The following is a 19,356-nucleotide window of genomic DNA, read 5'->3' on the forward strand; positions in this document are numbered from 1 at the left end:
TATAGCAAAACGGCGGCCAGAGGCCGCCGTTTAGTGCATGACGCAAGTTTTTACACCGCCGTGACAGGCTCGGCCTTCGGTGCCGGTTTGGGCAGCGACGACAGGAACGCCATGATCAACGCGGCCACATACGGCAGCGACTGCACGAGCAGCATCACCACCCAGAAGCGCATGTCATTGCTCGGCAGGCCTTGCACCAGGTAGATGCCCAGGGCTGCGCCCCACAACAGCAGCATGATGAACATTTCTTCGCGGGCCTCGGAAATCGCCACCCAGAAGCCATGGTTGTCGGCGTTTTTCGGTGTACGAAAGAACGGAATGCTGGTGGTGAAGAAACCGTAAAGCACCGCCTTGGCGATGGTGTGCGACAACGCCAGGCCGGCCAGGGCCGCGCAGAATGCATCCTTGAGGTTCACCCCGACCGCACGGCGGTACAGGAAGATGATCTTGCCCACCTTGAACACGAACAGTGCCAGCGGCGGGATCGCGAAGATCAGCAACGGCGGATCGACGCGGGTCGGCACGATGATCATCGCCGCCGACCACAGCAGCGCGCCGACGGTGAAGAAGATGTTCATGCCATCGGCCACCCACGGCAGCCAGCCCGCGAGGAAGTGATAGCGCTGGCCACGGGTCAGCTCGGTGCCTTTGCCGCGCAGCAGGCTGGCGGTGTGGCGCTTGATGATCTGGATCGCGCCGTAGGCCCAGCGGAAACGCTGTTTCTTGAAGTCGATAAAGGTATCCGGCATCAGGCCCTTGCCATAGCTGTCGTGGTAATACGCCGCCGACAGGCCTTTCTCGAACACGCGCAGGCCAAGTTCGGCGTCTTCACAGATGCACCAGTCGGCCCAGCCCAGTTCTTCGAGCACCGAGCGACGGGTCATGGTCATGGTGCCGTGCTGGATGATCGCGTCACGGTCGTTGCGGGTGACCATGCCGATATGGAAAAAGCCTTTGTATTCCGCGTAGCAGAGCTTCTTGAAGGTGCTTTCGTTCTGGTCGCGATAATCCTGCGGCGACTGCACCACGGCAATTTTCGGGTCGGCGAAGTGCGGCACCATGTGCTTGAGCCAATTGGGCGACACGCAGTAGTCGGAGTCGATCACCGCGATCACTTCGGCGTCCTTGGCGGTGTGCGGGATCAGGTAGTTCAGCGCGCCGCCCTTGAAACCGGCCAGGGGCGCGACGTGGAAGAACTTGAAGCGCGGGCCGAGGGTCTGGCAATAGTCGCGCACCGGCTCCCACACCGCCGGGTCCTTGGTGTTGTTGTCGATGATCAGGACTTCGTAGTCCGGGTAATCGAGCGCCGCGAGGGCGTCGAGGGTCTGTTTGACCATCTCCGGCGGCTCGTTGTAGCACGGCACATGGATCGACACTTTGGGTCGGTAGTCCGATTCCCCTTTAACCGGCAGGAATTCACGCCGGCGCTTGTGGGTCCACACCGCTTCGGCCAGTTCGTGGGCTTCGGTCAGCAGCACGATAAACACGCCCAGGGCGCCGAGGGCCAGGAGGATGCCGACGGTGACGCTGAACCAGGTGCTGTATTGCTGGCTGTAGTCGTAGCCGATCCACACCAGTACCGATCCGCACAGGAATGCGATAAACGTGAGGAAGGTGCGGCCACGCTGGCGCAGGGCCGAACCGTCGATCATCAACAGCGTCAGGGACAGCAGGGCCAGCACCACCGAGCCGATGGCCAGTACGCGCCATTGCGGGATGGCGACCACCGGGCCTTCAAAGTTGAATTTCTGCTGGCGCGCGGCGTTGAACACGCCCCAATAGGCGCCGGCCGAGCCTTCGTCGCTGACCTTCCAGGGCTGGTCGAAGGCTTCGATGACGAAGTAGTTGAACCCTTGCCGGTTCAGTTTGTTAACCAGTGTGCGCAGGTAAACCGCCTGGTCCGCTGGCGACGTTTCATTGCCACCGCGCATGCGCCCGTTGCTCGGCCAGCCAACCTCCGACAGCAGCAGCGGCTTTTTCGGGAACAGTTTCTTCAGATCCCTGGCGCGGTCGAGTACGTACTGGCCGGCCTTGTCCATCGGAATGAATTCCCAGAACGGCAGGATGTGCGCGGCAATCAGGTCGACGTGCTTGGCCAGTTGCGGGTTCTTTTCCCAGATGTGCCATTGCTCGGAGGTGGTCACCGGTACTTTCACGGCGGCACGCACGCGGTCGAGCAGCACGATCAGGGCTTCGGGGGTGATTTCCTCGCGGAATAACGCTTCGTTGCCGACCACCACGCGCACGACGCTGCGCGACGTGTTGGCGATCTCGATGGCGCGCTGGATCTCGCGTTCATTGCGTTCCAGGTCCGGGCTGATCCAGATACCGAGGGTCACGCGCAGGCCGAACTCTTCCGCCAGCTTGGGGATGTCCCCCAGAGTGCCATCGACCGAGTAGGTACGGATGTTGTCCGTCAGCTTGCTCATGATCGCAAGGTCCTGACGCATCTGCTCGTCGGTCGGATACTGATCTTTCTGCGGGTATTGGCCTTGTTGAAACGGCGAATAGGAAAACCCCGAGATCTGCTCGGGCCAGTTGGGAGCGGTGACCGGGCGGTTGATCAGCGCCCAGAAACCGGTGAACAGCGCGGCAATTGCCAGCACCACCACCAGGTTGAGTCCAAATTTACGCGATGCCATGGTTATGTCGGGTTCCAAAGGGTGTGGAACGAAAAGAGGTGTCGGCCTACGCCAACCGGCGCGCATCCTACACTGGCCTTTCACTGAGCGTACAGCAAGCCGAGAAAAACCGGACATTGGGCAGCGAAAGTGCATCTAAGTTCTTAACTTGTAGCTGATGGCTTAAAACTTGTCGCTGCGTAGCCCATAATGCGCGCCGGTTTTTAGGGTAATGGTCATGAGCACAGAAGATCCGCGGTTTGCAGGCGTCGCCCGCTTGTATGGCATTGAAGGCCTGGAACGCTTGAAAGCGGCCCATGTGGCAATCGTCGGTGTCGGCGGCGTGGGCTCGTGGGCGGCGGAAGCCATGGCCCGTTGCGGGGTGGGCGAGATTTCGCTGTTTGACCTGGACGACGTCTGCGTCAGCAACAGCAACCGCCAGTTGCATGCATTGGACAGCACCGTAGGCAAACCCAAGGTTGAAGTAATGGCCGAACGCCTGCGCGGCATCAACCCGGCGTGCACGGTGCATGCGGTGGCGGACTTCGTGACACGTGACACCATGGCCGAATACATCACGCCAGACATCGATTGCGTGATCGACTGCATCGACGCGGTCAACGCCAAGGCGGCACTGATTGCCTGGTGCAAGCGCCGCAAGATCCAGATCATCACCACCGGTGGCGCCGGCGGGCAGATCGATCCGACGCTGATCCAGGTGTGCGACCTCAACCGCACCTTCAACGACCCGCTGGCCTCGAAAGTGCGCTCCACCCTGCGCCGTGACTACGGTTTCTCACGCACGGTGACCCGCCATTACAGCGTGCCGTGCGTGTTTTCCACCGAGCAACTGCGCTATCCCAAGCCGGACGGCAGCATCTGTTTGCAGAAGAGTTTTGTCGGCGATGGGGTCAAGCTTGACTGCGCGGGAGGGTTTGGCGCTGTGATGATGGTCACCGCGACCTTCGGCATGGTGGCGGCGACCAAGGCGGTGGACAAGATTGTGGCCGGGGTGCGCAGGCCGTCGGAGCGCATCAAGCCCAACTGAATCGCAGACTTTACAGGGTTCAAAATGTGGGAGGGGGCAAGCCCCCTCCCACATTTAGTATTGTGTACGGCTCAATTCCCGCATCCGCTGCAAGACCGCATTCAGGCCATTGCTGCGCGACGGCGACAACTGGCGCGACAAGCCCAGTTGATTGAACCAGTCAGGCAGGTCAACCGCTTGCAATTGATCAGTCGACAAGCCGTTGACCCGGGCCAGCAGCAATGCCACCAACCCACGAATCATCCGCGCATCGCTGCTGGCGGCAAACTGCCAATGGCCGTCCTGCAAGTGGCCCACCAGCCACACCAGGCTTTCGCAGCCGTGTACCAGGTTGGCGTCGACCTTGTCTGCCTCCGCCAGCGCCGGCAGTTGCTCGCCCCATTGCATCAACAGGCGTGCACGTTGCTCCCAGCCGCCTACGGCCTGGAACGCCTCAAGTGCGGTGGCTGCCTGTTCAGGCAAGCTCATCGCAGCATGTCCAGCGCCTGGTCCAGCGCTTCAAAGAAGCGCTCCAGGTCATCGGAATCGTTGTACAGCGCGAGGGACACACGAATCGCGCCCGATAGCTGCAATGTCTTGAGCAACGGCATCGCACAATGATGACCGGCACGCACGGCAATCCCCTGCTCGGTCAGCAGGTGCGCAAGGTCGGCGTTGTGCACGCCCTCGACCACAAAGCTGGCCAGTGCCACTTGCGGCGTACCCAATACGCGCACGCCATTGCGCGCTTTCAAGCCGCGCAATAAATAGTCGTGCAGCGCCGCTTCATGGCTGACCACCGCCTGTTGATCCAGCGAAGCCAGGTAATCCAGCGTCGCCCCCAGGCCGATCACGCCGGCAATCGGCGGCGTGCCGGCTTCAAACCCCAGTGGGGCAGGGCGGAAGCTGGCGCTGTGGTAGTCCGCCTGTTGCACCATCTCGCCGCCGAACTGCCAGTGGCGCAGGTGATGCAGGGCTTCGTGGCGACCGTATAGCACGCCGACACCGTCTGGGCCGTAGAGTTTGTGACTGGAAAATACATAGAAGTCGCAGCCCAGGGCCTGCACGTCGTGGCGACCATGGACGATGCCTTGCGCGCCATCCACCACAGTAAGGGCGCCGTGCGTCTTAGCCATTTTTGATAAGGCTTCCAGCGGCTGCCACGCGCCGAGCACGTTGGACAACTGGCTCACTGCCAGCAACCGCGTGCGCGGGCCGATCAAGGTGGCGGCGGCTTCAAGGTCAATCACGCCGTCATCGTCCAGGGGCAATACCACCAGCGTGAGCGCGCGACGTTTTGCCAGTTGCTGCCAGGGCAGCAGGTTGGCGTGGTGTTCCAGGGCGCTGATAGCAATCTCATCGCCCGCATTGAATAAATGCTCCAGGCCATAGGCCAGGAGGTTCAGCGCAGAGGTTGCGCCGTGGGTAAACACCACCTGCCCGCTGTCGCCCGCATTCAACCACTGCGCCACCTTGCTGCGACTGTCCTCAAACGCCTGGGTCGCATGGGCCCCCGGCAAATGCTGGGCACGGTGCACATTGGCGGCGCCATTGGCGTAGTAATGGCTGATCGCGTCCAACAGGGCTTGAGGTTTCTGCGTGGTAGCGGCGCTGTCCAGGTAGGTCTGGTCTTGCCGTTGCAGGGTGGCGATGGCTGGAAAGTCAGCGCGCCAGGGGGAGGGCACAAGCATGATGTTCAAAACTCGTATAAGCGAGCCGCAACCAAAGGTGCGACCCGCCAGGGGCATCGAGTGGCTGCTTAGTTGTGAGCGTGCAGCGCTTCGTTCAGTTCGATGGCCGATTTGTGGGTTTTGCACTCCACGGCACCGGTCTCGGAGTTGCGGCGGAACAGCAGGTCCGGCTGGCCGGCCAGTTCACGCGCCTTGACCACTTTGACCAGTTGGTTCTTCTCGTCCAGCAACGCCACTTTGGTCCCGGCGGTCACATACAGGCCGGACTCCACGGTGTTGCGGTCGCCCAACGGGATACCGATACCGGCATTGGCGCCGATCAGGCAGCCTTCGCCGACCTTGATCACGATGTTGCCGCCACCCGACAGGGTGCCCATGGTGGAGCAGCCGCCGCCCAGGTCGGAACCCTTGCCGACGAACACGCCCGCCGATACACGGCCTTCGATCATGCCCGGGCCTTCGGTGCCGGCGTTGAAGTTGACGAAACCTTCGTGCATCACGGTGGTGCCTTCGCCGACGTAGGCGCCCAGGCGCAGGCGGGCTGCGTCAGCGATACGCACACCGCTCGGCACCACGTAGTCGGTCATTTTCGGGAACTTGTCCACCGAGAACACTTCCAGCAGCTCGCCTCGCAGGCGCGCTTCCAGCTGGCGTTCGGCCAGTTCAGCGATGTCGATGGCGCCCTGGCTGGTCCACGCCACGTTCGGCAGCTGCGGGAACACACCGGCCAGGCTCAAGCCGTGAGGCTTGACCAGGCGATGGGACAGCAGGTGCAGCTTGAGGTAAGCCTCAGGCGTGGAGGTCAGTGCGGCGTCTTCAGCCAGCAGCGTCGCGACCAGCGGGGTGTGGCTCTCGGCGAGCCGATTGAGCAGCGCGGCTTGGGTCGCATCGACATTTTTGAGCGCATCAGCCAATTGCAGCGCCTGGCTGATGGTGAACGTGATCGCTTGATTGCCTTCGGTGTAACCCAGGATCGGCGCGATGGCCGCGACGATTTCAGCCGACGGGTTGAGCAGGGGCTGTGCGTAAAACACTTCCAGCCAAGCACCTTGGCGGTTCTGAGTGCCGACGCCGAAGCCCAGGCTGAACAGGGAATGGGACATGCTGTTACCTCTACAAAAATGGAAGGCTGGCCTACTTGAGGGCCGCCGAATAACTATCTGGCTTGAAGCCAATCAGGGTTCTGTCACCGAGATCGAGCACCGGGCGCTTGATCATCGAGGGTTGTGCGAGCATCAACTCAATGGCTTTCGACTGATCGAGATCGGCTTTGCGTTCGTCTTCGAGTTTGCGAAAGGTGGTGCCTGCACGGTTCAACACCACCTGCCAACCGTGCTCGTTGCACCATTGAGTCAAGTGTTCGCGGTCGATACCGGCCGTTTTGTAGTCATGGAACTCATAGGTCACCGCATGCTCATCGAGCCAGGTGCGCGCCTTTTTCATGGTGTCGCAGGCTTTGATGCCGAAAAGGTGCAAGGTTTTGCTTGAAGCAGTCAAGGAATTGCCCTCCTCTGGACGAATGAAAAATGGAAGATCGCGGATTATGCCACGCCCGGCGCGTTTCGGCTCCGCTCGTCAGCAGGATGCGACGTTTGTGTAAGCGCCAGTGCGCGGTACAGGCGGGTAACATAGCGGAGTAATAAGGCACTTCAACGGCCAGTTGTTGCCTGATGTGTGTCATTGCAAGTCGATTGTCCGGGAACCCCGCGTTATGCAAACCGCCTACACCGTTCTTATCCTGCTGATGCTGGTCAGCGTTTCGCGCCTGGTCGGGCGCATTATCCCACTGCCGTTGCCGTTGCTGCAGATTGCCGCCGGAGCCCTGCTGGCCTGGCCTACGCTGGGCCTGCACGTGGCGCTGGACCCGGAGCTGTTTCTGTTCCTGTTCTTGCCGCCGTTGCTGTTTTCCGATGGCTGGCGCATGCCCAAGCGTGAATTGTGGCGCTTGCGCGGGCCGATCCTCACATTGGCGGTGGGGTTGGTGCTGTTCACCGTGGTCGGTGCCGGCTACTTCATTCATTGGCTGTTGCCCTCGATTCCGTTGCCCGTGGCCTTTGCCCTGGCAGCGGTGCTGTCGCCCACGGACGCCGTGGCGGTGTCCGCCATTTCGCAGAATCGTTTGCCCAAGCCGCTGATGCACATGCTTCAGGGCGAGGCCTTGATGAATGACGCATCGGGCCTGGTGACCTTCAAATTTGCCCTGGCGGCGGCGTTGACCGGTGTGTTTTCGCTGGCTGATGCCAGCCTGACTTTTGTGCTGGTGGCTGTAGGCGGGCTGGCGATCGGGGTGGCGTTGAGCTGGCTGGTCGGCCGCCTGCGCGCCTGGATGATTGCGCGGGGCTGGGATGACCCGGCGACCCATGTGGTGTTCATGTTGTTGCTGCCCTTTGCTGCCTACGTACTGGCTGAGCGCCTGGGCGCGTCCGGCATTCTCTCGGCGGTGGCGGCAGGCATGATGCAAAGCTGGCTCGATCTGTTGCCGCGCCAGACCAGCACGCGCCTGCTCAACCGCAGCGTATGGTCGTTGCTGGAATTTGCCTTCAACGGCTTGATCTTTTTGCTGCTCGGCCTGCAGCTGCCGGACATCATCAAGGCGGTGGTCAGCCATGAAACCACGCTGTGGCCCACCTTGATGTATCGCTGCCTGGAGGTGATGGCGATCTTCCTGGTGCTGGTGGTATTGCGCTTTATATGGGTGCAGAGCATCTGGCGGCTGTCGGGTCTGCTGCGCAGGCTGCGCGGCAAAAGTGCGCTGACCCTGGTACCGACGGCCCGTTCCTGCTGGTTGTTGACCGTTGGCGGTGTCCGCGGTGCGGTGACGTTGGCGGGTGTGATGTCGGTGCCCTTGCTGCTGGCACCGGGCCAGAATTTCCCCGAGCGTGACCTGCTGATCTTTATCGCTGCCGGGGTCATCCTGTTGTCCCTGGTCGCGGCCTGTATCGCCCTGCCATTGCTGCTGCGGGGTGTCGAGAAAGGTCCGGATGAGAGGCGCCATAACGAAGTGCGCGAGGCCTGGAAAAAGACCGCCGTGGCGGCGATCCATGCGCTGGAGGTCGAAGAACCCGCCGAAGCCGAAACGCCGGACGCCGCTCAAGCGGCATTGGCCACCGAGCTCAAGGCTCGACTGATGGCGGAGTATCGTCATCAGTTGGACGTATTCAATGACTCGGCCGAGGCTCAGGCATTGGCGCTGCAAATGGATCAGTTGGAGCGCAGGCTGAGGCTCAAGGCACTACGCGCGCAGCGCCTGGAGCTCTACCGTTTGAGTCGCCAGCACCAGATTGGCGACGATGTACTGCGCGAAGTATTGGCGGACCTGGACATGAGCGAAGCGAACTTGGGAAGTGTCAAGTAGTGGTGGGGCTGATCATTGCCAGGATGCTTGAATTGAGCAGTTTGCCCACGAAGGTTTTATCTTCTGGATAAAGCGACTGGATGAACGTTTTATCGTCTTCAGACAGTTTGAAGTTACGCGGGATGGGGGGGGCACTGTTGAGTCTTGAAGCAGAAAAGCCATAGTGCATGATGGATTTGTCATCATAGTTTGCAGAGGCCTGTACCTGGTGACGTGAAAAAGTCCTGACGATATCGTTATCGGCCTCATAGCTGAATCGCCCCCGTTTTTCGTATTCGTCGTAGATGTTCTCCCTGTTTAAGTCCAATGTCCGGTCAGGGTGCTGATGCTCATGTTTGAGGCCCAGGGCATGGCCGAATTCATGCTGGATTGTGGCGGCAATACTAGCGTCAGACCGTGTGAAGCTGATGCCCATGGTGGGCCTGGACAATGGAACCTTCTTGGCGTCGGTACCCACTTTTGACCATCCAGGGCCGGTGTCATTGTCTACCGTGATGCGTATATCGCCGTCGGGACTGTCAATGAACTTGAAGTAGAGATTGGTGTGCGGGGCCCATTTGTTGATGTTGTGCTTTACCAGATCCTTTTGTTCCTGCGTCATGTTCAGTCGCGAGATGGTCAGCACCGAATGTTGAGGCCATAGTTTGTCCGGCATGGCGACGCCGCGTTTACTTCTACTCAGAGGTGCGCTCATGACGTGCGCAGGGGCGGGGTTGGCTGGAATCGTGAGGGGCATGTCGTTCACCTGAGTGTGTGTACCAGATGAGCGTGGGTGGAACATTTAAGAAGCTTTGTTCCCATTTATGGGTTGCAAGATACATCAGCCATGACCGCCCCACGTTGTGGGAGCGGCGACCCATGCGCTTAGATCAAGACGCGGCTGATGGATGAGTGAGGCGAACCTTGGGCTCAAGAAATAGCAGGCGTCGTTTTTGGGTAGGCCTTTTTGGCCCAGGCTATGTCTTCGTCGCTCAGCGTCCAGCTTTCGGATTGGCCCCAGCCTCCATGGGTGAGGGCGGGATTGATTTCATAGTGCATGACCGAGTCGCCATCGTAGGTCGTGAAGTCGTATTTGCTGGACCGAGGCAAGGGAAGCAAGTTGCGTTCTACCTCTTGCTGGCTGAGTCCGACCATACGATTGACCTTCTCCATATCCCATGGAATGTTGGCGTCGGGGTGTTGATGAGCATGATGAGCGCCAAGCATATGGCCGAACTCGTGCCTCACTATGTAAGCGAATCTGGGATGCCTATGGTCCCGTGGGAGCGCCATGGTGGGGTGCGCTGGAGATCTGTCGAGTGCGTCCGTGCCTATGGCTGAGCTGCCTTCGGAGTTGTTGTTCACATTTTGTGTGATACGAACATTGCCCTCTTCTCCAGCTACGAACTCGAACTTCAGATTGATATGGGGCAGCCATTCGCTGGCGGCTTTTTTGACGGCCAATACATATTCATCGTCCATATCGTAGTCGTACATGGCGATTTTTATCGTGCTGTTTTGGGGCCAGTATTTGGCGGGCTCACCAATATTTCGTCGGTTTCTGGAAAGGGAGTGTGCGCTGCCCGTATCATCTTCGATGGACGGGGTGGTTTGGTGGTGTAGAAAAACGGGCTGGGAAGCGGGATTTATCATGTGATCTTTCCTGCGATGAGAATGGACGAATGTATTGGCTTATTCATCCACGTCGCAGGAACGTTCCTAACGTACTGTTAGAGTATGTAAGCCCGCGTTTATCTGAGGTAAACACGGGCTGGGTGTTCAGGAACGACGTTGAATGAAGTCCCTGACCCGTTCAGCCGCTTCCACACACTCCGCCAGCGGTGCAACCAGCGCCAGGGTTGAAACCGTCCACGTCACGCGACAGGTATGAGCCCGGTACCACAGTCAGGTGTTCTTCCACGAACAAATCGCGGCAAAAGGCGTCGTCGTCGCCATTCACACTCGGCCACTGATAGAAATCACCGTCCGGGCTTTGCTTCAAAATGGCTGCGTACCAGTGTCGAGAAGAGCCAGGTACGGATGATGTCTTGTTCGCCGACAAAACTATTCGGTTGACCACGTTGCTCTGGTAGATACCCTGGTGGCGTATCCAGATCTGATTACTACGGAATAAGAACGACGCAAATGAATGTGGTGGGCGAAGGCATGTATTGATTTTTTTATCATAGGGAGTATCAGTTTAATAATCCGGTCAGGAAAGCTTGAACAACGGCGGCAGTCTTATTCGATGCGCTCAATTTTAATATGGAGTTTTTGATATGAAAGTTAACGGTGTTTTCTGAAATTGCCAATAGGCAGGAGATTTCAAAAGAGGTTTTTCCACTGCCTGTCCATTTGAGAACCTCCTTTTCACGAGACGTGAGCTTCACTTCGTGGGGATTGGCGAGTCGGGTACATATGCGTCTCGAAAGTGTGATGTGAGCCACATTAACCAACCAACGCATTTTTATTTCATTGGCCTCCAGTTCCAGGCGAGTGATGGGTTGTGAAGAGCGACTGAGCGTTAACATGCTGGCAACACCCGCCGCGTCAGTGATCGATTGTGCCCACCCGACCTTCAGCCCTGCCGCACGGGCCTCCTCCCAAAAAGCCTTGGTGTTGCGAAAGAGTTCATCGCTCCATATCAACGGTTCCTGGCTCTGTCTCCCTTTAGCAACGCTCGGGTCGATAGCCAAATAGTTTTCGGACTCGTAGCGCCTTTGCCACTGCTGAGGATAGTTGTTGAACATGACGACTTTTTCCTCGGGAAAAATAAGCTGTAGCCCGTAAGCGCAATACTCGAACTCAAGCTTCACTGCAGTATCTTGAATGTGTTTGATTATCTGTGATTCGGACAACTTTGCGTCCGTTATCATCAGTAAATCTTCTTGCCAGTTGTTCATCAATGCACTCATCGTAGTTTTACCTTGCCACGCATCGGGGGACGCCAAGCAGCGCCGTAAATCTGATCAGTTTTACGATAGAAATCAAATGAATACACAAGCTGCTAAAGAGGCATAATCCTGACGCCATAAAATTATTTTGAGTGGAAATGCTCCCTATTTGAACTCGACGGTCAACTTGGCTGACAGCGCTTTATTGGGTGAAGAATAATGATTTCGGATCATTAGTGTACCTACCAATAGTGGTAGTTACAGAAGGGATCCACTTTCTATAGATTGCCGATGAGTCGATGCACCGCGACGCCTGGAAGAGTCGAAAGTCCGGATGTGCGGCCAATGGAATATGAACGATTCAATGGAGGGACCTGCCCGTGCTTAAGAAAGTACTTGTCAATGTTGAGGCGACTCCATCGTGCCCTGCTGCCTGCAGTATGTGTCCCCGTTCGGTGATCAAGGACTATGGTTTTATCTCGCTGGAGACCATGGATAAGATCGTTTCTCAAGTAGATCCATCCTATGTATGGGAACTGGACCTGGCCGGCCGAGGTGAGCCGACCATACACCCCGAGTTTCATGAACTTCTGAGAATGATGCGGCGCTCGGGGGTATTAACTGATGTGACGACCACCGCCGTTACTTTCAATCAGCGCAATCTGGACGCGTGCGTACAGAATGTTGATGTCATACGATTGTCTGTCAGCTCCATTCAAAAAGAAGTGTTCGACAAGGTCCATATCGGCCTGAACCATGAAAAAATCTGGAGAAATATCGCAGCGTTGGCTGAGGCCGCTGCCGATAAAGTCATCGTCCACTTAACGGGCGGACCGTTGATCTACAGCACCTTGCCGCAAACCGTGGCACACCTGCGCGCCCTTGGTTTCAAGCGGATCTATTTGTTTCCTCTGTGGAATAGAGGAGGGGACATCAATGCAAAACTGGAAAGTGAATATCGGCAAAAGCTGGTGCATGAACTGGATTTGAATTTGTCTGAAAGCGAATACAAAACCGGTATGGGCAAGGTCAAGTTCATGCTGAATGCCGTATTGGGAACCTTGGAAAACAGGAACTTCTGTGCCATTGGCGACGGCAGTGTCAGCGTGAGCTATAAAGGCGACATCCTCGGCTGCTTCCAGGATTTTGGACACGTGTCCAATATCGGCCATATCGACAACGACAACCTGAAAAAAATAGTTAAAAGCAGAGTCAAACAGCTCGGCAATATGGCTATTTGCCAAGGATGTAATTCACGCAAGGCCGTGTTCAAGTTACCGATGTTTTTGACCAATTAGTCAGTGCATAGGCACCGGTAGACAAGGCGATACGCTGTGAAAAACCAGGAAATTGATTTTCTATTGTTAAACTGTTGCAACTTGCCTTGGCGGCCAATATATCCGTACGCCTTTGTACAGATCAGTGAAATCGCCAGACGATTTGACCTCAGTGTCAGACGCATTGATCTGTTATACGTTGAGCATTGGTATGAATACCTGAAAAACGTGATAAAGACCCAGCGCCCAAAAATGATTGGGATACACCTGCGACAAGGAGATTCGCTTGACCTCTCCAATTATGATGTGGTTGACGGAGCACCGGGCAGCTTCTTTAGAACCTACTTCCCGGTTGAAGACAGTAAAAGGCTGATTCGCTTAGTCAGGGAACTGACGGATGCACCTATTATCATGGGCGGTTTTGGTTTTACTACCCATGCCAGGAAGTTGGCTAATTACCTTGAGATTGATCTTGGGTTGCAGGGATGTCCGGACGGTTTTTTCCGTGCCTTTAATGACACGCTATCCGGTCGCAATCTTGGGACAATACCTGGGCTGATTCACAAGAACGGCGCCGAGTATATCTATAACGATGTGGGCTTCTATAAACCCGCTGAAACCACAGAGTATCGGCCTGAAATCGTCAGTGAGATCAAGGCGTTTTATGGCCCCGCTTTGCTGTCTAAAACGCCGCCGACAATCGCCGTGGAAGTATCACGTGGGTGCCCTTTTCAGTGCTATTTTTGTGTCGAGCCCGACGTCAAGGGCAAGCGAATTGATAAGCGCAATCTTGATGTCGTTGAGGCCGACTTAGAGTTTCTGTTAAAAAATGACCTGTATGATTTTTGGTTCATTTGCTCGGAGCTAAATATCGGCGGTGCCGGTTTTGCTTTGGAACTGGCTGAGCGCGTCATTAGACTCAATGAACGTTATAAAAAACGTCAGATCAAGTGGTCGGGGTATTCCCTACCTTCCTTGGGTTACGACGAACTGAAGACGATGATGCGTGCCGGTTACACCGGTGCAATGAACGATATTCTTTCTTTGGACGAGGCCAATCTAAGGCGGGCGACGGTGCCTTACAAAAGAGAACAGGCAGTAACGTTTCTTAAAAGCCTGTCTTCGATTCGTGCAGAAATTCATGAAGAAAAGAATCGTAAGGTAAACCAAGATACGAAATTCACCGCCAGCGCGCCGATAGAATATTCAAACCTCATATCCTTTTTTCTCGGGAATGCTCATGCTGATAAATATACGATAGCGCGCACGCTGTCATTCCTGGAGGAAAGTGGCTTAACCAATAAATACGAAGCCGGCTACGTCATTCCGAGCACGCGGGTATTTGGTATCGGCAGAACAACGGAATTTGTTCAAAGGGACACCACCTATTCATTTGACCGTGAAGGGGTTATTGCAACGGACTCGAAGTGGCCCACGTTCCATTTTCCAAGTTTTTTGGTGGACGCCTTGGGAAGCCGAGAAGAGATTTACAGCTTCTTTAGCTATGTCTCGAACACGTTGATGTGCCAGGCACACCGAAAAAACAAATCCTTCAGCGAGTTTTTGGTGTTGTACCTGGATCAGTATATCGATGACTGTTCAATGCATTGGAAAGCCCTGGGTCGATTGCTGGAGGAGGACACGCAAGTTGAGCTTACAGCCAGTGAGGTTAAGGCCAGACTGGTCGCGGTGGCTAAAGATGATAGAGCATCACAGGAGGGTATCTACCATGCCTGGCTGCTTGAATTGTTCTCTGAGCACCTTGATAGCCTGCAACCGATCATTTCGTTGTTTGGGCAGCAGCACTTCACCGGGGCCGGGCTTAAGTCCAGTGACTATAGGTTTACCCAACTGTTTTATGAAAAGTTTTCCAGTTCGGGGGATTGGCTGAGTGTCGCTGTGAAGACAGATCCACTAAAGCTTGGTTACGCACCTCTCTTTATGCGTTACATCGAATATGCAATAGGTCTTGTGTTTAGAAAAGAATACAGGAATTTATTATTTGAGCTTTGATATGGCTTGGCATGGAGCTTATGTGATGTTAGTGAATACTGTCTCGTCTCTGCGACTGATTGAGCAACTGAGCGAAAGAGTTCCAGCGTGGGCGTTGAACGGTCTGCAGGGGCGGTATCATTGGCAACTGGAAACGGGGCTCAGGCTGAGCACTGTTGATGTGACTGACACGCTTTGCTGGACGGCGCAGGGCGCGGATAGCCCCTCACGAGCTAGGATTATAGTGAGCGAAGATGCCTTTCATGCGTTGGCGAATAAGGCGGATGATCCCTTAACCCTGTTCAATACCGGTAAATTGAACATCGTGGGTAACATCGACGATCAGGATGTTGAAGTCGATGTGATGAAACTGTTGAATCTGATATTCAATAGCGGGGTTGTTGATCGTCAGCGTATTGCACAGTTAGAAACTCACAGCGTTCAAGGCAAAGATTTTTCAATGTGTCGTTCGATTACAGGCGAAGATAAGATTGAACCCTATCTGGCGCGTGGCGAACCCGTTATTGTAAAAAAGGCAGGCGTTACCTGGCCCATCTTCAATATGTCTGTCGCGCAACTGGTGGACACGGTGGGGATGCTGGATGTGAGTGTTCTTGTTGAAGAATATGATTTGGAAAAAGGCAATCCACCGAAGTACCTGAAAGCCACGTTTGCCGAATATATTAATAGCTTGTATACCTCCGCATGCGCGGCTGACGGCTACATGGCGGCCAATACCGTGCCGTCGGTACTCGAAGATACTTATTGTTTTCCAAGCGTTTTTGAACGCGAAGTATTTAATAGCCCACGGTGGTGGATTGGTCCAGCCAATACGGGGCTGAAGTTGCACAGGGATATGGTGGACAATTTTCTCGTACAACTTAAGGGTCGAAAAAGAATACGCTTATATTCACCCAGTGAAACGCGCTTTCTCTACCCTGCGACCGTTGGCGGAAACCTGATGTATGAGCCTAGTCGAGTGGATCCTGATCATTATTCGACAGAGAAGTTTCCAGATTTCAAACAGGCTGTTTATACAGTATGCGAATTGGAACCAGGCGATATGCTGTATTTACCGGCGGGTTGGTGGCATCACGTATTGAATCTTGAAGTGTCCTGGTCACTTAACTTCTTCGCCGTGAATGGCGAGCCCAGAGTGCTGTCGGTTAATCGTGGTAACTATGAGAGTGTGCAGCTATGAAGAGCGTGAATAACGGCGACTTGATGGATTCTAAGGAGGTGGCACTGTCGACCCAGGCTGGATTTGATGTCGTGCCTGGCAGCCTGGACCGTTCTCCCGAGCTAAACGATCCGTCTTATATGCTGAAGGACCCCTTGGGGGTGACCACACTCGCCTTGGAAAAATATGGAAATATCGTTTACTTGCCGGGTATAGAGGGTTACCTCATTGCGGATGCCCCGTTTATCGAGGATATGTTGATCACCCATGAGCGCTTTTTTTCCAAAAGCGCTGAAACCATGGAAAAGATTAGCCCCGCCATTGGTAATGGTCTTTCAACGTTGATCGGTGACGAGTGGAAGCGCCAACGAAAAATTGCCAACCCCTCATTCAGCAAACGCAGTGTCGACGCATTCGGCGACGTCTTTCATGAGTGCATCGATGAAATGTTTGATGAATGGGACGCTCAAGGTGCCGCCGTACTCGATGCAACTCAAGAGATGAAAAAACTCACTCTGAGGATTGTCATCAAATGCCTTTTTTCCACCGATATCTCGCGTTTTACAAATGATGTAACAAACGCCCTTGAGGTTTTGCAGGAGTACTCTCTGTTAAAACTGTGGTCGCCAGCCAGCATTACCGCCTCTAATGAAGAGGCTTATGAAAGTGCCAAGGAAAAAATAGACTCGATTATTTACAAAATTATTCGCGATCGTCATCAACATAAAGATGTTCAGCACACCGACTTGTTGTCGATGTATATGTCTGCTGTCTATGAGGATACCGGGCAGGGGATGACGGATATCCAACTCAGGCACGAGGTCATGAACCTGTTTTTGGCCGGCCATGAAACAACAGCCAATGGCGTCGCATTTGCGCTATATCTGCTCTCAAAACATCCGCAAGAGCAACAGCGACTTTGGTCCGAGATCGAGGCGGCCCTGGGCAATGGTATTTGTACATTGGAAGATTTAAAACGCCTGGACTACACGGACTGCGTGTTCAAGGAATCGCTAAGGCTTTATCCCTCTTCATGGGGCATGAGTCGGGTGGTGCTGGAAGATTATCAATACAAGAATTACCTTTTTCCTAAAGGCTCTGACTTTATCGTCGCTCAATGGGGCTTACATCGCAGTGCCGAATATTGGCATGAACCCTTGAAATTCGACCCGGAGCGTTTCACGCCGGAACGAATCAAGCGAGTGCATAAATATGCGTATTTACCCTTTGGCGCCGGGGCGCGAAAGTGTATTGGCGTTCATTTGGCAGAGGCAGAGGGTAAGACGATTCTGGTGCGGATTGCACAACGTTACGAGCTTCGTGCAGTGGCAGGGTCAGAGCCGGTCTTGAAAGCTCGGTTATTTATGACGTCCGAGCCGGGCGTGTCCCTTGAGTTTATAAAACGTACCTGAGGTAACTGTATGCAAACAATCGCTTTTGCCGTTCCCTTGTCCAGCGATAAAAAGGAGAGATTCCTGAATTTCGCCAAGTTGATCAGAGATGAACGCAATGCTGAATTTCGCGCTTTTCTGGGGCGCATGGAGACCACCGAGGAACACTGGTTTTTGCAACAGTTTGGCGAGATGCAGCTTTTTATTTGTTATTTGGCTTCACCCGACTTGAAGGCTGCTTTTGAAAAGTTGGCCGTCTCCCAGCATCCCTTCGATAAATGGATAAAGCAGGAGAATAAAGAAATCTTCGGTATGGACTTTGAGTCACCCAGCGAGGATCCGATGCCTGAAGTTTTACTTCAGTGTCGACTTAACCCCGTTCATTCATTCAGTTGGTAATAAACATGAGCCTGACAGTCATTCGAGAACGTTACCTGGCCGCTGTGCGCGCTAAAGATTATAAGTCTCTGGCGTCTTTATACGCTGCCGATGCGATTCGCAAATCGCCTGGGCAGCCGGATCGTATTGGTGTCTCACAGATTCTTGAACACTACGAGGACTGGCAGAATACCTTTGTGGATATGCAATTGGCTGATCAGATGCTGTTTCTGAAGGACAATGTGCTCATCGCGGTTTGGGGTTGGAAGGGTAAACACGTCCAAGCTTACATGGGGGTGGAGCCTGAGCAAAAACAAGTTGGACTGATCGCGGCAAGTCTGTTCTGGTTTGATAGCGACCAAAGGATTACCAAAGAACACACTTATGAAGACCCTTACACCTTGCTTATTCAGCTGGGTGCTATTGACGACCAAGGGCGTGAGGTGCCTTCGTTAACCGAGCCGTGCCAGATATACGACTGCAAAACGCTGAAACCGCAGTTTGAGAACCTGGCAAAAATGCGTCATTACAACGAATTGTTACTGAGCAAGCAATTGGAGCCCTGGCTCGATTGCATGAGTGAAGACATTGAGTGGGATGACCAGATGGTTCCAGGTCTGGCTGTAGGCAGGGAGCATTCGCGCGATGATTTCGTGATGCTTGCCGAAGCTTTTCCCGATGCGTCCATTAACATGACCAATATGTGGTCGGTGGGGAGCTTCGTCATTCACCAAGGCATTTTCACCGCTACTCACAAGGGCCCGCTCAAAGGCATTCCCGCCTCACATCGTGTCGTCAACGTGGACAACATGGATATCGCTTATTTCGATGGCGATGTGATCCGCAAGGGATGGACGTTCGGCAATACATTGGATATGGGTTCGCAAATGGGGTTGGGTAAATGATAAACACCACTATGAAGTTGATCGGTAACGAAAATAGCGCCTGTACGCGCAGTGTTCTTATGGTGCTGAAGGAAAAGAACATCCCGATTGAATTTATCAGCATCGACTTGAGCACGGGGGCGCATAAGTCGGATGAACATTTGGGCTTGAACCCGTTCGGTAAAGTCCCGGTACTGGTGCACGGTGACCTGACGCTTTACGAGTCGCAGGCCATTAATCGTTATCTGGCTGCCATATTGCCCGGCACTCCATTGGTACCTGAAGCGCAGGAAGATATTGCCAGGATGGATCAGTGGTTAAGTGTAGATTCCAGCTATTTCACACCGCAGGCTTTCGCGGTGGTATGGCAGAAAATCTTTTTACCCATGTATGGTGGAGAGACTGATTTAGCGGTGGTGAAAGAGGCGGAGGAAAAGCTCGACGCTATTTACGCCGCCATCGATCGTGCCATTGGTGAGGAGGGCACGTTTCTTGTGGGGCATTCGCTTTCGCTGGCAGACTTGGCGTTTGTTCAATACACGGATTACATCCTCAAGGCGCAAAGCGAAAGCATTGTATTTAAATATGAAAATGTTCGTCGCTGGTGGTACAACCTCACTCAGCGTGATTCGTACAAGGACCCCTTGTCGGTCATTCTCTGAACTGCCCTTGGTGCGCTTTCAGCGC

At 54.6% G+C, this 19,356-nt stretch carries 17 protein-coding genes and 1 pseudogene; 9 read left to right on the forward strand and 9 right to left on the reverse strand.

Annotated elements, in window-relative coordinates; all coding sequences use genetic code 11:
* Positions 1–50: 50 nt before the first annotated feature.
* Positions 51–2,642, reverse strand: coding sequence for a glycosyltransferase (locus BFP90_RS13280; RefSeq protein WP_065896949.1), 2,592 nt, complete (start codon positions 2,640–2,642; stop codon positions 51–53).
* 217 nt (positions 2,643–2,859) lie between these two features.
* Between BFP90_RS13280 and tcdA the strand changes: the two genes are divergently transcribed.
* A complete protein-coding gene (gene tcdA / locus BFP90_RS13285; protein ID WP_370671696.1) occupies positions 2,860–3,669 on the forward strand; it encodes a tRNA cyclic N6-threonylcarbamoyladenosine(37) synthase TcdA in 810 nt (269 codons plus the stop codon).
* Positions 3,670–3,723: 54 nt separating this feature from the next.
* On the opposite strand, the gene BFP90_RS13290 is transcribed toward tcdA, so the two are convergent.
* The 4 genes from BFP90_RS13290 to BFP90_RS13305 form a co-directional block, all read right to left on the reverse strand.
* Positions 3,724–4,137: a SufE family protein gene (locus BFP90_RS13290; RefSeq protein WP_065896952.1), complete on the reverse strand. Its 414-nt coding sequence runs from the start codon at positions 4,135–4,137 to the stop codon at positions 3,724–3,726.
* Positions 4,134–5,339, reverse strand: a complete 1,206-nt coding sequence (locus BFP90_RS13295) for an aminotransferase class V-fold PLP-dependent enzyme (RefSeq protein WP_065893350.1) — start codon at positions 5,337–5,339, stop codon at positions 4,134–4,136. The genes BFP90_RS13290 and BFP90_RS13295 overlap by 4 nt, the downstream gene beginning before the upstream one ends.
* A 68-nt stretch (positions 5,340–5,407) precedes the next feature.
* On the reverse strand, positions 5,408–6,442 hold the full coding sequence (gene dapD / locus BFP90_RS13300; protein ID WP_065896954.1) for a 2,3,4,5-tetrahydropyridine-2,6-dicarboxylate N-succinyltransferase: 1,035 nt from the start codon (positions 6,440–6,442) through the stop codon (positions 5,408–5,410).
* Between the two features lie 31 nt (positions 6,443–6,473).
* Complete coding sequence (locus BFP90_RS13305) at positions 6,474–6,782, reverse strand: arsenate reductase (RefSeq protein WP_232790536.1); 309 nt, start codon at positions 6,780–6,782, stop codon at positions 6,474–6,476.
* A 268-nt stretch (positions 6,783–7,050) separates the two neighbouring features.
* Here BFP90_RS13305 and BFP90_RS13310 point away from each other — a divergent pair, with 268 nt between their 5' ends.
* Entirely contained in the window at positions 7,051–8,694 is a 1,644-nt protein-coding gene (locus tag BFP90_RS13310) for a Na+/H+ antiporter (protein WP_065893351.1), read from the forward strand.
* Here the strand turns inward: BFP90_RS13310 and BFP90_RS13315 are convergent.
* From BFP90_RS13315 to BFP90_RS13330, 4 genes and pseudogenes are all read right to left on the reverse strand, one after another.
* Positions 8,687–9,430, reverse strand: coding sequence for a M12 family metallopeptidase (locus BFP90_RS13315; RefSeq protein WP_065893352.1), 744 nt, complete (start codon positions 9,428–9,430; stop codon positions 8,687–8,689). The two genes, BFP90_RS13310 and BFP90_RS13315, sit on opposite strands and share 8 nt — an antisense overlap.
* Positions 9,431–9,603: 173 nt before the next feature.
* The gene (locus BFP90_RS13320) at positions 9,604–10,326 is read right to left on the reverse strand and encodes a M12 family metallopeptidase (RefSeq protein ID WP_065896956.1); all 723 of its coding nucleotides are present in this window, start codon (positions 10,324–10,326) and stop codon (positions 9,604–9,606) included.
* Positions 10,327–10,452: 126 nt separating this feature from the next.
* Positions 10,453–10,669: pseudogene (locus tag BFP90_RS13325) on the reverse strand (succinyldiaminopimelate transaminase); the annotation flags it as partial.
* A gap of 199 nt (positions 10,670–10,868) precedes the next feature.
* Entirely contained in the window at positions 10,869–11,576 is a 708-nt protein-coding gene (locus BFP90_RS13330; RefSeq protein WP_083203239.1) for an autoinducer binding domain-containing protein, read from the reverse strand.
* Between the two features lie 371 nt (positions 11,577–11,947).
* Here BFP90_RS13330 and BFP90_RS13335 point away from each other — a divergent pair, with 371 nt between their 5' ends.
* From BFP90_RS13335 to BFP90_RS13365, 7 genes are read left to right on the forward strand one after another with little or no spacing between them, the layout of a single operon-like run.
* Positions 11,948–12,865, forward strand: a complete 918-nt coding sequence (locus BFP90_RS13335; protein ID WP_205928375.1) for a radical SAM protein — start codon at positions 11,948–11,950, stop codon at positions 12,863–12,865.
* Between the two features lie 36 nt (positions 12,866–12,901).
* Positions 12,902–14,857, forward strand: a complete 1,956-nt coding sequence (locus BFP90_RS13340) for a hypothetical protein (protein ID WP_083203240.1) — start codon at positions 12,902–12,904, stop codon at positions 14,855–14,857.
* A complete protein-coding gene (locus tag BFP90_RS13345) occupies positions 14,847–16,037 on the forward strand; it encodes a cupin-like domain-containing protein (protein WP_130138517.1) in 1,191 nt (396 codons plus the stop codon). Before BFP90_RS13340 ends, BFP90_RS13345 begins: the two co-directional genes overlap by 11 nt.
* A complete protein-coding gene (locus BFP90_RS13350) occupies positions 16,034–17,428 on the forward strand; it encodes a cytochrome P450 (protein WP_205928376.1) in 1,395 nt (464 codons plus the stop codon). Before BFP90_RS13345 ends, BFP90_RS13350 begins: the two co-directional genes overlap by 4 nt.
* 9 nt (positions 17,429–17,437) lie before the next feature.
* Positions 17,438–17,806, forward strand: coding sequence for a hypothetical protein (locus BFP90_RS13355; protein WP_065893358.1), 369 nt, complete (start codon positions 17,438–17,440; stop codon positions 17,804–17,806).
* 5 nt (positions 17,807–17,811) lie between these two features.
* The gene (locus tag BFP90_RS13360) at positions 17,812–18,690 is read left to right on the forward strand and encodes a nuclear transport factor 2 family protein (RefSeq protein ID WP_065896957.1); all 879 of its coding nucleotides are present in this window, start codon (positions 17,812–17,814) and stop codon (positions 18,688–18,690) included.
* Between the two features lie 11 nt (positions 18,691–18,701).
* A complete protein-coding gene (locus BFP90_RS13365) occupies positions 18,702–19,331 on the forward strand; it encodes a glutathione S-transferase family protein (RefSeq protein ID WP_065893610.1) in 630 nt (209 codons plus the stop codon).
* The last annotated feature ends 25 nt before the right edge of the window (positions 19,332–19,356 follow it).

Origin of the sequence: Pseudomonas sp. 24 E 13, from assembly GCF_900004715.1 — a bacterium.
Lineage (GTDB): Bacteria > Pseudomonadota > Gammaproteobacteria > Pseudomonadales > Pseudomonadaceae > Aquipseudomonas > Aquipseudomonas orientalis_A.

Bases quoted from the DNA above. Each gene is read 5' to 3' on its own strand.
- BFP90_RS13350 (WP_205928376.1), top strand. From the start codon at position 16,034: ATGAAGAGCGTGAATAACGGCGACTTGATGGATTCTAAGGAGGTGGCA.
- BFP90_RS13365 (WP_065893610.1), top strand. From the start codon at position 18,702: ATGAAGTTGATCGGTAACGAAAATAGCGCCTGTACGCGCAGTGTTCTT.
- BFP90_RS13295 (WP_065893350.1), bottom strand. From the start codon at position 5,339: ATGCTTGTGCCCTCCCCCTGGCGCGCTGACTTTCCAGCCATCGCCACC.
- BFP90_RS13355 (WP_065893358.1), top strand. From the start codon at position 17,438: ATGCAAACAATCGCTTTTGCCGTTCCCTTGTCCAGCGATAAAAAGGAG.
- BFP90_RS13305 (WP_232790536.1), bottom strand. From the start codon at position 6,782: ATGAAAAAGGCGCGCACCTGGCTCGATGAGCATGCGGTGACCTATGAG.
- tcdA (WP_370671696.1), top strand. From the start codon at position 2,860: ATGAGCACAGAAGATCCGCGGTTTGCAGGCGTCGCCCGCTTGTATGGC.
- BFP90_RS13315 (WP_065893352.1), bottom strand. From the start codon at position 9,430: ATGCCCCTCACGATTCCAGCCAACCCCGCCCCTGCGCACGTCATGAGC.
- BFP90_RS13320 (WP_065896956.1), bottom strand. From the start codon at position 10,326: ATGATAAATCCCGCTTCCCAGCCCGTTTTTCTACACCACCAAACCACC.
- BFP90_RS13360 (WP_065896957.1), top strand. From the start codon at position 17,812: ATGAGCCTGACAGTCATTCGAGAACGTTACCTGGCCGCTGTGCGCGCT.
- BFP90_RS13280 (WP_065896949.1), bottom strand. From the start codon at position 2,642: ATGGCATCGCGTAAATTTGGACTCAACCTGGTGGTGGTGCTGGCAATT.
- BFP90_RS13330 (WP_083203239.1), bottom strand. From the start codon at position 11,576: ATGAACAACTGGCAAGAAGATTTACTGATGATAACGGACGCAAAGTTG.
- BFP90_RS13310 (WP_065893351.1), top strand. From the start codon at position 7,051: ATGCAAACCGCCTACACCGTTCTTATCCTGCTGATGCTGGTCAGCGTT.
- BFP90_RS13290 (WP_065896952.1), bottom strand. From the start codon at position 4,137: ATGAGCTTGCCTGAACAGGCAGCCACCGCACTTGAGGCGTTCCAGGCC.
- dapD (WP_065896954.1), bottom strand. From the start codon at position 6,442: ATGTCCCATTCCCTGTTCAGCCTGGGCTTCGGCGTCGGCACTCAGAAC.